Annotated in this window: 11 protein-coding genes; 4 read left to right on the top strand and 7 right to left on the bottom strand. The window is 35.4% G+C overall.

From position 1 onward, the window contains the following. Window positions 1-35: 35 nt before the first annotated feature. Window positions 36-800 carry a triose-phosphate isomerase gene (gene tpiA, locus J4T76_RS00835; protein WP_267341503.1) on the bottom strand — a complete coding sequence of 255 codons (765 nt, stop codon included), beginning with the start codon at window positions 798-800 and terminating at the stop codon, window positions 36-38. A gap of 99 nt (window positions 801-899) precedes the next feature. On the opposite strand from tpiA, the gene zapB reads away from it, so the two are divergent. The 4 genes from zapB to J4T76_RS00815 all read left to right on the top strand — a co-directional run bounded on the left by zapB (window position 900) and on the right by J4T76_RS00815 (window position 4,388). Then, complete coding sequence (zapB, locus tag J4T76_RS00830) at window positions 900-1,145, top strand: cell division protein ZapB (RefSeq protein ID WP_267341502.1); 246 nt, start codon at window positions 900-902, stop codon at window positions 1,143-1,145. Window positions 1,146-1,221: 76 nt separating this feature from the next. Beyond that, window positions 1,222-2,526, top strand: coding sequence for a DUF2868 domain-containing protein (locus tag J4T76_RS00825; protein WP_267356097.1), 1,305 nt, complete (start codon window positions 1,222-1,224; stop codon window positions 2,524-2,526). A 1-nt stretch (window position 2,527) separates the two neighbouring features. Continuing rightward, on the top strand, window positions 2,528-3,886 hold the full coding sequence (locus tag J4T76_RS00820; protein ID WP_267356099.1) for a DUF3482 domain-containing protein: 1,359 nt from the start codon (window positions 2,528-2,530) through the stop codon (window positions 3,884-3,886). Then, window positions 3,834-4,388, top strand: a complete 555-nt coding sequence (locus tag J4T76_RS00815) for a C40 family peptidase (protein WP_267341497.1) — start codon at window positions 3,834-3,836, stop codon at window positions 4,386-4,388. The genes J4T76_RS00820 and J4T76_RS00815 overlap by 53 nt, the downstream gene beginning before the upstream one ends. A gap of 120 nt (window positions 4,389-4,508) precedes the next feature. Here J4T76_RS00815 and J4T76_RS00810 read toward each other — a convergent pair whose 3' ends face one another. The 6 genes from J4T76_RS00810 to J4T76_RS00785 all read right to left on the bottom strand — a co-directional run bounded on the left by J4T76_RS00810 (window position 4,509) and on the right by J4T76_RS00785 (window position 12,429). Beyond that, entirely contained in the window at window positions 4,509-5,696 is a 1,188-nt protein-coding gene (locus tag J4T76_RS00810) for a pyridoxal phosphate-dependent aminotransferase (protein ID WP_416380585.1), read from the bottom strand. 259 nt (window positions 5,697-5,955) lie between these two features. After that, complete coding sequence (gene nifJ / locus J4T76_RS00805) at window positions 5,956-9,498, bottom strand: pyruvate:ferredoxin (flavodoxin) oxidoreductase (RefSeq protein ID WP_267346046.1); 3,543 nt, start codon at window positions 9,496-9,498, stop codon at window positions 5,956-5,958. A 345-nt stretch (window positions 9,499-9,843) separates the two neighbouring features. Then, window positions 9,844-10,884: a phosphoribosylformylglycinamidine cyclo-ligase gene (gene purM / locus J4T76_RS00800; protein WP_267341494.1), complete on the bottom strand. Its 1,041-nt coding sequence runs from the start codon at window positions 10,882-10,884 to the stop codon at window positions 9,844-9,846. Window positions 10,885-10,984: 100 nt separating this feature from the next. Beyond that, the gene (ruvX, locus tag J4T76_RS00795; protein ID WP_267341493.1) at window positions 10,985-11,395 is read right to left on the bottom strand and encodes a Holliday junction resolvase RuvX; all 411 of its coding nucleotides are present in this window, start codon (window positions 11,393-11,395) and stop codon (window positions 10,985-10,987) included. Between the two features lie 3 nt (window positions 11,396-11,398). Further along, entirely contained in the window at window positions 11,399-11,956 is a 558-nt protein-coding gene (locus tag J4T76_RS00790; RefSeq protein ID WP_267341492.1) for a YqgE/AlgH family protein, read from the bottom strand. Between the two features lie 20 nt (window positions 11,957-11,976). Next, window positions 11,977-12,429, bottom strand: coding sequence for a GNAT family N-acetyltransferase (locus J4T76_RS00785; protein WP_267346049.1), 453 nt, complete (start codon window positions 12,427-12,429; stop codon window positions 11,977-11,979). Window positions 12,430-12,431 lie beyond the last annotated feature (2 nt).

The following is a 12,431-nucleotide window of genomic DNA, read 5'->3' as shown; positions in this document are numbered from 1 at the left end:
TGTCTTAAAAAGACGCCTTTTCAGGCGTCGATAATTTATTTTTTAGCCTGTTCTGCCGCTCGTACAATCGCTGCAAAAGCATCTGCTTTAAGTGATGCACCTCCGACTAAAGCCCCATCAATATCAGGTTGTGTAAATAACTCAGCTGCATTTTTATCATTAACTGAACCACCATATTGAATAATGACTTGTTCAGCAACTTTTGCATCGTGTTTTGCGATATGATCACGGAGGAATTTGTGAACAGCTTGAGCTTGGGCTGGTGTAGCAGATTTGCCGGTACCAATAGCCCAAACTGGTTCATAAGCAATCACTGCTCCGTTAAATGCTTCAACACCTAACGTATTTATAACAGCATCAATTTGACGCGCACATACCGATTGAGTTTGACCGGCTTCATTTTCGGCTTCTGTTTCACCGATGCAAAGTACAGGTACTAAACCAGATTCTTTTAAGATACCAAATTTTTTGGCAATAAACTCATCTGATTCTTTATGGTAAGTACGACGTTCTGAATGACCGATAATTACATGAGTTACACCCACATCTTTTAACATTGCCGCTGAAACTTCACCAGTGTAAGCACCAGAAAGGTTAATATCTACATCTTGAGCACCTAAAATAATATTAGAACCGCCTAGTTGATGTTTTACAAAGTCTAGATAAACGACTGGTGGGGCAATAGCAATATCACATGCTGCTTCTGTCGATAGCTCTTTTCTTAAACCTTCAACTAAATTTTTAGCCATATCAATACTACCATTGAGTTTCCAGTTACCCATAACGAGAGGTTTTCGCATAATTTTCTCCAACTTAAGTTTTAAAAAGGTGTTGATTTTAGAATGAATTCGTTATAATGATAAGTATTATACATAAATAATATGAGCTTGAGGAAAAATATGACATTAGAAATATTAAATCAGTTAGAAAATAAAATTCAGCATACGGTTAATACTATTACAACATTGCAAAAAGAAATTGCTACTTTAAAACAAGGTAATCAAGAATTGGAACAGTTGATCAATGACAGTTCAGACGAAATGAAAGCATTACGCGAAGAAAATGAAAAACTCAAACAAGATCAGCAAGTTTGGCAGCAACGTATCCAAACTTTATTAACTAAAATAGGTGAAATCACCCAATAATTCACGCTATTTATAAACGCGGCTTATCTTGCGTTTGTTTTATATTTCATTAATTTAATTGTGAAAATTAACTATAATGCGAGAAGAGTTAAAATCGTTGTGGATTGCTCAGACTATTCATTTAATTGAAAAAGAATCTGGGCGATTTGCTGATCAAGATATCAATCGACAAGTAAGAGTGACTCAAACGTCACTGATTAATCGTATCGTTATGCGTGCGGTCATGCTATCAAAACAAAATGGTTTATATGCAGCACAAAAAAATCTATTAAGAGCAATTAACCTTTCATTTTTCATATTTGTTTTTCTATCTATCATTTGTGGTGCATCGTTGGCTTTTAGTACTCTTAGTCAAAATCCAATAAATTTGTATTGGGCGCTTTTTAGTTTACTAGGTCTTCACTTAATAACGTTTTTTGTTTGGTTAGCTTCATCTTTTTTATTTAGTAATTTTACTGGTAGTTTTTTAATTTATTGGTGGTTAGGGTTAGCAAAAAAGTTCTCTCAAAAAAAAACCGTTCAACAACTGATTCCAGCTTTTGTTGAGTTATTTGGAGGACGTATCCGTTGGCTAATTGGATTTGTACTCAATCTATTTTGGACCGTAATATTAAGCAGTACGTTAATTGTACTTATTGCCTTGTTTTCAACAAAACATTATAGCTTCGAATGGAAAACAACCTTACTTAGTTTTGATACGATTATCAACCTGACTCATTATTTAGGTTGGTTACCCTCTAAAATCGGTTTTATCATTCCTGATGATGATGTGATTAAATTAAGTGAACATGCTCAAAATGCAGGAGAAATACGTTCTGCTTGGGCGATTTGGTTGCTCGGTGTTTTCATTGTTTATGGTTTAGCAATTCGATTTTTATGTATGATAATTTGTGGTTTTAATTGGTTAATAAGTTGTCGACAAATTAAATTCAATATTCAACATCCCGATTTTCAATTATTAGCTGATGATTTACAACCTATCAAGTTTCATGTCGAAGATGAAGATAAGAAAGATAACGTAAAATTTAAACACGTAACGCCAAATTTCGCGAAAGAAGGGGATGGTGCTTTCTTGGTAGCCATTGATGTGCTAGATGAGTGGAATCCACCCATTTCGGTGACTTTTTTAGGTTTTTTAAATACGCGTGAGCAACGTCGTAAAATTCTTGACTATTTACAATTATCTCCAGCAAAGAAGTTATTGATAGCTATTGATACCGATAGGACACCTGATAGAGGAATGTTAAATTTAATCAATCAACTGATAAATAAATCGCAACAAAGTCGCATCTGGTTTATAAATCACGGTAAACAATTTTATAATTGGCAAGCGTTATCGTTACAAACAGCTTTACCAGCGTGGTTAGATGAGGAATATTAACATGTTAACGACATTAAAATTAGCTGTGGTTGGGCATGCAAATGTAGGGAAAACATCCTTATTACGCACTTTAATTCGTAATAGTAACTTTGGTGATGTATCCGATAAACCTGGCACAACAAGACATGTCGAAGCAATTACCTTGCCTGTAGATAATCAAAACACTATTATCTTTTATGACACACCTGGTTTAGAAGATAGTTTGGCACTGTATGATTACATTCATCAATTAACACCAGCGAATAATAAAATTGATGGTATAGATAAATTAACGTTTTTTTTGCAGAGTCCAGAAGCTGAAAATACCTTTGATCAAGAAGCTAAAGTAATCAGACAATTATTAAAAAGTGATGCAGCAATTTATGTAATCGATGTGCGTGAGCCAATTTTAGATAAATATCATGATGAATTAGCAATATTAGCCAGTGGTGCTAAACCGATATTAGCGGTGTTAAATTTTACCGCCAGTGGACAACAGAATGAAAATAAATGGAAAAAATTACTTTCTCGACTTGGTATTCATGCTATCATAAAGTTCGATGCAATCGTACCGCCAATTGATGGCGAAGAGCGATTGTATAAAAGTTTATCTTTGCTAATTGAGCCAGCAAAATGGATTTTAGATCAATGGCTGAATAAAATTACGCAAATGCATGAAACTCGCAATAAAAAAGCTAATTTGATAATTGCTGAAGCTTTAGTTGATGTAACTGCTTTCTACAAAATGACCAAATCTGATGATAAACAAGCTATTGTTGATATGCAAAATCAAGTAAGAGCGCGAGAACAGTTGGCAATCAATGATCTGTTAAAACTTTATCAGTTTAACTCTGCTTTAGAAAGTGAAGAGAGTTTACCTTTGTTAAAAGGTCGTTATAATGCCGATCTATTTAATATAGATGCCCTAACAACAATGGGCATGCATTTGACGAAAGGTTTTGTGTCAGGTGCTACAATTGGTGCAAGTATTGATTTCGTTACTGGTGGCATTACGCTTGGTTCTGCAACGCTAATTGGTGGTGCTTTAGGTAGTTTAGTGCAAACAGCTAAGCATTATGGCTCCAGAATGCGTTATCAGCTTTCTGGTTATAATAAATTAAGTGTTGATGATATTATTATTTGTTATCTTTCGTTACGACTTGTTAGTCTAAAAGAGAGTTTAAATCATCGCAGCCATGCGAACACTTGCCCTATTAAATTGTCTAAACTAGAGACTAAAGAATGGAAAAAAGGGATTTTACCTAAAAGTTTGAAAGTAGCAAGGCGTTATTCGCATTGGTCGACGTTAAATAAAGGAACAAAAAGAAATGACAAAAAAAGACAATCGACAATTGAAAATGTTGCCGAACACCTTTTTTAGTGTAAAAAAACGTTTTTTTATCACATTACTGCTTTCTATGTTTATGTTATTCGGTTGCAGCAGTAGTACGACAGCTACTGTGAATACCAGTTCTGGACCTACATCAGCAAAAGCAGCTAAAAAAAATGCGGTAATGTTAGCCAAAATTGATTCCCATTATAAAAAATGGCATAACACTCCATACCGTTATGGTGGTACGACTTTAGATGGTAGTGATTGTTCAGGTTTAGTTGTTAATTTTTTCAAAAATAAACTTTCTAAAAAAGTACCAAGAAGCGCGGCTGAGCAGGCTCAATTGGGTTATAAAGTGACTAAACCTCAAGCGGGTGATTTAGTCTTTTTCAAAACAGGCCGCAGTCGTAGTGGTTTACATGTTGGTATCTATTATGCGGATGGTAAATTTTTACATGCTTCAACATCAAAAGGCGTTACTTATTCAAATCTGAATGATGATTACTGGAAAAAACGTTACTGGATGACTCGTCGAGTAATTGGCAGTTAAATAGAAAGCTGCTTGCCTTATTTTATTCAATGTATTGATAATGATAGGCTCTCTAAAGATTATTTAATTTAGAGAGCTTGATTTTTGTTAACAACACTATTTCTTAAAATCAATTAAGAGTTAAATTTTACCTTTTTCTTTCAATCCCCGCATAATATTCGCTACATATAGCATTTCTCCAGGTGTTCCGAGTGAAATACGACACCATTGCTTAGCCGGTTCAAAATCTCTTCCAATCAAAATAAAGTTACTTTTCATTAAGTCCCGATATGCTTTTAAATCAATCGGACTTTTATGGAACATAAAATTGGTTTCAGATTTTAAGTAATACAAACCTAGATCGGATAAGACGTTTTCCATGATCTGACGAGAAACATCAACAGCTTTTTTTGAATAAGTTAAAAATGTCTGATCATCCATTGAGGCTAATGCTGCACAAACACCACAGTAGTTAAGTTTTTCACCAGCCACATATTGGGTAATATGTTTAATATTTTCGACGGAACTAACAGCATAACCTACACGTAAACCTGCCATAGCATGAATTTTTGAAAAAGTTTTGAGTAATATGATATTTTCACAACCTTCTGCAATGAGATGATCGACTGATTTGTAGGCTGGATCGTTAACAAACTCAGCATAAGCCTCATCAACAATAAAAATAGTATTTTTAGGCTTGTTTTTTATCCATGATTCTATGGCATCAGTTGCTAAAACAGTCGAAGTCGGATTATTAGGATTAACTAAATAAACAATCGATGAGCCTTTATAATTCTCCACAGCTTTTTGTAAGCCTCTTAAATCGATTTGCCAATCCGGTAAACTTGGTACTTTGCTGATATGCAAATTAAAAATTTTAGCGAAGTGTTCTCCATCACTATACGTAAGTTCTGGTATGACCAATTGCGTATCAGGCTTTACATAGGCGGCAATAGCACTACGAATCCCTTCTGATGAACCATCTGTTAATAAGATTTGAGATTCATTGACATTATGGTGTTTAGCTAATCTTATATTAAGTAATGGTATTTCTGCTTTAGCATAGCGATTAGCTTTAGGAACAGCGTTGATTGCCGCTTGTTTGGCATTAGGTGACATACCAAGAGCATTTTCATTAAAATTAAGCCTGACTGGATTGTTTGCATCGGGCATAACTACCTTATCAATCATTGGTAGTGTATATGAAATCGTGTTTTGTACTTGTTGTGCATAAGCTTTAGATAAAAATTGATTAATAGACAATCCCGCTATTGCTGCACTTGAAAACGTTAATAGTTTTCTTCTATTGATATTTATATTAGACACCATGATTCACCTCATGTTTAATTGATCCTTATGTAGTCGATTATTATCAATGCAAAAATGATACCAATTAAAAAAATAGATTAGTTTCATTGATTTATGGGTATGAAATGATAAAAGAAGAAAATTCGCAATCGATGTTTGTTAAAAAATGCACAACTATGATGCTTTATTGCACAAAAAGTGCATAGAAAAACCAGTTATCATTTTTTAGGTAATAACTGGTTTATTCATTAGTTTATAAAAAGGCACCATTAATACTTAATTAACTATCAGGTGGAGTTTCAATATCCGAATAACTTGCTAGCATTTGTAAAAACCTATATTTTGATTCAACCATTTTTGTCGAGCGTGTGTGTAGCATATTAGCGACCTGAGGTTCTAAGGTTTCTAAACGTCGGAATCTTTGTTCTTTAAGTAAAATGCTCGATAGCGCTTCACTATTTGGTGATTTTGAATCTAAAATTAATCCCGGTTTTCCTTCAGCAGCGCGGCGAGGATCGTAGCGATACAGAGGCCAGAACCCTGATTTCACTAGATCTTTCATCTGTTCGTGGGATTTTGCTAGATCATAACCATGTTCTTCACAAGGACTATAAGCAATGACAAGTGATGGACCATCATAAGCTTCGGCTTCTTGTAAGGCCTTTAATGTTTGGTTAAGCTGAGATCCTAAAGCGACTTGAGCTACATAGACATGCCCATACATCATAACACTGACACCTAAATCTTTCCGTGCTTTATGTTTACCCAAATCAGCAAATTTAGATACAGCGCCCATAGGTGTTGCTTTGGACTGTTGGCCACCAGTATTAGAGTAACACTGAGTATCTAGTACTAAAATATTGATGTTATCGGTTAAACTCATCACATGGTCAAGTCCACCAAAACCGATGTCATAAGCCCAACCATCTCCACCAATTGCCCACACAGATTTATCAATCAGATAATTGGCATCGTCTAATAACTCTTTGGCTTCGACGGAATCAATATGTTTTAATTGCTCTCGTAATAAGTCAACCTGCATTCTTTTTTCAGCGATGGTTGCATCTGAAGATTGCAAGGTGATTGCAATTTCTGGAGAAATCTCACCAGCTAGATGATCAAGTAGACGTAAAGCACGTTTTCTATGTTGGTTATAAGTAATGCGGTAACCTAAAGCAAATTCAGCATTGTCTTCAAATAATGAATTAGCCCATGCAGGTCCGCGACCAGAACGATCGGTAGTATAAGGCGTTGACGGTAAATTACCACCATAGATAGAGGAGCAGCCCGTTGCATTGGCAATAGCTAGATGATCGCCATAAAGTTGTGTTAATAATTTTATATAAGGTGTTTCACCACAACCAGCGCAAGCTCCCGAATATTCAAATAATGGTGTAATTAATTGAGATGTTCGTATATCTATACGTTCGAGTGATTTGATGTCACGATCCGGTAATTGAGAAAAGAACTCATAATTAACTCGCTGTGTTTCAAGGTTATCAATCCGAGATTGCATATTAATTGCTTTTATATCAAAGTTACTACGATCACGAGATGGACACACCTCAACACATAAGTTACAGCCAGTACAATCTTCCGGAGCTACTTGCAATACATAACGTTGACCTTTCATATCACGAGCTTTAACTTCCAGCGAGTCTAATGTATCAGGGGCATTAAGTATTGCATCAGGCTCGACCACTTTGGCTCGAATGGCGGCATGTGGACAGGCAACTACACAATGATTGCATTGAGTACACAACTCTGATTTCCAAATTGGAATTTCCTCAGCAATATTGCGTTTTTCCCATTTTGTGGTGCCAGTTGGCCAAATGCCATCAGGTGGAAATGCCGAAACAGGTAAATTATCACCTAAACCTGCTAACATAGTTGCGGTAACGGTTTTTACAAAGTCTGGCGCATTGTTTGGTACAATTGGTGGCATTGATGGACTACTTTGATCCACACAACTTAATGGGATTTGTTCAAGCGAAGTGATGGCCAAATCTAATGCTTTCCAGTTATTTTCAACTAATTCTTGACCTTTACTACTGTAACTTTTGGCAATGACTTCTTTTAATTGTGCGATGCTAAAATCATTTTTAAATATATCAGATAGATGAAAAAAAGCCGCCTGCATGACAGTATTAATTCTTGCTCCTAAGTTACATTCACGCGCAATTTTAGCGGCATTAATTATATAAAAATGGGCTCTTTTCTTAATTAATTGCACCTGAACTTCTTTAGGTAAACGATGCCAAATTTCGTCTTTATTATAAGGGGTATTAAGTAAGAAAATACCATCATCTTTGAGTTTATCGACAATCTGATATTTATCTATAAATTGGTCTTGATGACAACCAATAAAATGTGCGCTGGTAATCAAATAAGGTGAATCAATTGGATCTAAGCTTACTCGTAAGTGAGATGTTGTTAATCCACCTGCTTTTTTGGAATCATAAACAAAAAAACCTTGTACATAAAAAGGTGAACTATCCCCAATTATTTTAATATTATTTTTGGTTGCAGAAACCGTTCCATCGCTACCGAGACCGTAAAACAGTGCTTCTAGAGCAGATTTTTGTGGAATAGACTTATCTGGTAGTGGTAATGATAGGCCTGTAATATCATCATATATGCCCACGGTAAATCGAGGTCTTGGTTTATCTAAATCAAGCTCGTTAAAAATGCCAAGTACACAGCGGGGATCAAACTCTTTAGAGGATAATCCGTAACGTCCTCCTACAATCTTTGGCATTAGGTTACGTTCTCCACGAGATAAGCTCTCAGCAAAAGCTGTCATAACATCTAAGTATAAAGGTTCTGCTTGAGCACCTGGTTCTTTAGTTCTATCCAATACCGCAATTTTTTTAACACTATTGGGAATGACAGCAAGTAAATGTTGAGCTGAAAATGGACGAAACAATCGAACAATCACTATGCCGACTTTTTGATTTTCTTTAAGAAGATGATCAACAACTTCTTTACTGGTACTCGCGCCTGAGCCCATAATTATAATGATTCGCTCAGCATCACTGGCACCATAATACTCAAAAGGTTGATATTTTCGACCTGTTTGTTTTTCAAAAGTCGTCATAGCATCAACAACGTGCTGATAGGCATTATCATAATAACTGTTAATTGCTTCTCGACATTGAAAATAAGTATCAGGATTAGCAGACGTACCTCGGATCACCGGTTTATCAGGTGTCAGTGCTTGTGAACGATAGGCTTTAATTGCTTCATGCGGCAAAAGATTATGAATGTCTTCATCTGAAAGAGGATAAATCTTATTAACTTCATGTGATGTTCGGAAACCGTCAAAAAAATGGACAAATGGAATTCGGCTATTAAAACTGGCAATTTGTGAGATTAATGCTAAATCTTGTGCTTCTTGGACGGAGCTAGAACAAAGCATAGCAAAACCAGTTTGTCGAATGGACATAACATCAGAATGATCACCAAAAATTGACAAAGCATGCGTCGCAACTGTACGTGCAGCAACATGTAAGACAAATGGTGTAAGTTCACCTGCTATTTTATACAGAGAAGGAATCATCAACAATAATCCTTGTGATGATGTAAACGATGTTGCTAATGCACCAGTCATTAATGCACCATGTACAGTTGCAATTGCACCTGCTTCGGATTGCATTTCAACGACTCTTGGAATATCACCAAATACATTGGGCTTATCAAATTCTGCCCATGTGCTGGCTTGCTCGGCCATTGAAGAACTAGGAGTAATTGGATAAATGGCAATGACTTCGTTTGCACGATAAGCGACGGAGGATACCGCGCTATTAGCATCTGATATGATCATTAAAAAACCTTGTAATTTATAGTGTTACGACATTACTTAATTATTATAAATTTCAACTATTGTATCAGAAAGTAAGATAGCTTTTAGTTATTTTTATATTAAATTTTGAGTTGAAGTTTTTGAATTACTGATTGGTCCAGTTTTTTGTTGAGATATTAATAGGATACACAAAAAAACAGATTTTCAGATAGACAAATAGTTATGGTGAATGCATAGTATGATAAAGATATCCAGTGATTTAATGATTGATAATAAGTCAATAATCTTTAATATTTATCCCATTAAATTTGTTAAAAATGATATTACCCTAGAGGTTAACTTTTAGAATAATATCATAAAGTTATCTTACTTGATCACAACGCGGTCAGTTGATGTTGAGTATTTAATTTCACCTAATAACCATGCTTTTTCACCATGCTGCTTAAGTATAGAGATTGCTTTCTCTACTAGTGAATTTGGCAAAGCAATAATTAAACCTACGCCACAGTTAAAAGTGCGGTACATTTCATGACGACTGATATTACCGGTTTTTTGTAACCAATCAAATATTGGTGGCCATTGCCAACTCGCTTCGTTTATTATTGCTTGAGTGCCATCGGGTAGTACGCGCGGAATGTTTTCCCAAAAACCACCACCAGTAATATGAACAATTGCATGAACATCTTCAATCTGAGCAATTAAATCAAGAACAGATTTGACGTAAATTTTAGTTGGTGCAAGCAGATGATCAGCAAGTGGTTTTCCCTCAAGTTGTTCAATGACTGGGTTAACACCACTCACTTCAATAATTTTTCGTACTAGTGAATAGCCATTGGAGTGTATGCCACTTGATGCTAATGCAATTAATGCATCACCGTCTTGAACTTTAGTACCATCAATCATTTGCAATTTTTCAACGACACCGACACAAAATCCTGCTAAATCATAGTCATTGCCATGATACATGCCTGGCATTTCCGCTGTTTCTCCACCGACTAATGCACACCCCGATTGTTTACAACCCTCTGCAATGCCTGTAACAACTGTTGTAGCAACATCAACATTAAGTTTTCCCGTTGCATAATAGTCAAGGAAAAATAAAGGTTCAGCCCCTTGAACAATAAGGTCATTAACACACATTGCTACCAAATCAATACCAATTGATTCATGGCGGTTCAAATCCATTGCAAGACGTAATTTAGTACCAACACCATCTGTACCAGATACTAAAATGGGTTCTTTGTATTTTTGTGGAATAGCACACAGTGCACCAAAACCACCTAGTCCACCCAATACTTCTGGGCGTTTAGTTTCTTTTACAACCGATTTAATGCGATTGACCAGTTCATTGCCAGCATCGATATCGACACCAGCATCTTTATAACTGAGAGATTTATTGTTTGACACAGCGAGCAATCCTTACAGTAGAAAAATTGCTAGTTATTTTAGCAAGGTTGAAATTTGTTGGCGATGAATTATTTAATAAATAAAAAATTAATTCAGTTTGCTAATTGTTATCAAACCAACTTTCTAAAATAATAACAGCAGAGGTAGCATCAACATGACCTTTTTCAAGAGCACGATAACCACGAGAAGCAAAAATACGTGATTTCGCTTCAACTGTTGATAACCGTTCATCTTGCAGATGAACTTGATAACCAAAGCGTCCATGTAATCGATTAGCAAACTTACGGGCTCTTGCCGTTAATGGCTGTTCTGTTCCATCCATGTTTAACGGTAGACCTACGACTAATAAATCAGGTTGCCACTCATTTAGAATTTTTTCAATATGTTGCCAATTAGGTATGCCGTCACGAGCTTTAAATGAACAAAGAGGATTAGCTGTTCTAGTCACATCCTGACCAATGGCGGCACCAATACTAAAGGTGCCAAAATCAAATGCAATTACTGTTGCCATCGGTTATGCATTACCCATTTGGTGTGAAATAGTGTTCATATTGACGCCCAATGATTCGGCTGCTTTTTCCCAGCGATTTTCAAAAGGAATTTCAAAAATAATTTTAGCGTCAGCATCAGCAACCAACCAATCATTTCTAGCAACTTCATCTTCAAGTTGCAACGGTTGCCAACTGGAATAACCCAATGCCAATAAAAGATCTTTAGGTTGTTGACTGGTACCAATGGATTTTAACAAATCCAGAGATGTGGTTATCATGACATCATCAGAAATTTGAATACTCGATGAAAAACCCGTTTGTGGTGTGTGTAATATAAAGCCTTGTTCTTCTGCAATCGGCCCCCCTGCAAATACAGGATATTCAAGTTCGGCACAATTTCTTGATGCAGTAATTTCAAGACGGGTTAGTATCGTTGAAATATTCAGTTCAATAATGGGTTTATTGATAATAATGCCCATGGCACCATCACGGTTATGCTCACAAATATATACAACAGAACGACTAAATAATACATCGTTCATGTTCGGCATAGCGATAATAAAATGATTTTTTAAATTCATATGCTCACATCTTCAATTGTTTATAAAGCACATTTACCGATTTTAACATTATGCTCAATATCGCAACGTAATAATAATTCTGATTCATTGCTTTCTTCATTGATTGATTCTGATATGATTTCAAAGTTTTGTGAAAGAAAAAAGTTAATTGCATCAGTATTTTTTTTATAGACGTGAACAAAAAGTTGATTATAGCGTTGTTTAGCTTTATTAACCAAAGCTTTACCTGTACCTTGTTGACGATAATTTTGTTCAACAAATAACCCTGAAATATAATTTTCAGTTATACCAATAAAGCCTTTAACTCCATCAAGATCTTGAACATACACGGTTGACATTGGGATCAACATTTTTACAATATCAAAATTTTGTTTGAAAAAATTACTATCAATAAAGTTATGTGCTTGTTCATTACCTTGTAACCATATTGCCATGACTTTATCTAAATCAGTACTTTTAAATTCTCTTATCATTT

It is taken from the genome of Gilliamella sp. B3022, assembly GCF_028751545.1.
Lineage (GTDB): Bacteria > Pseudomonadota > Gammaproteobacteria > Enterobacterales > Orbaceae > Gilliamella.
Note: the sequence above shows the minus strand (reverse complement) of the source record. Positions and strands in the feature narration are given on the sequence as shown.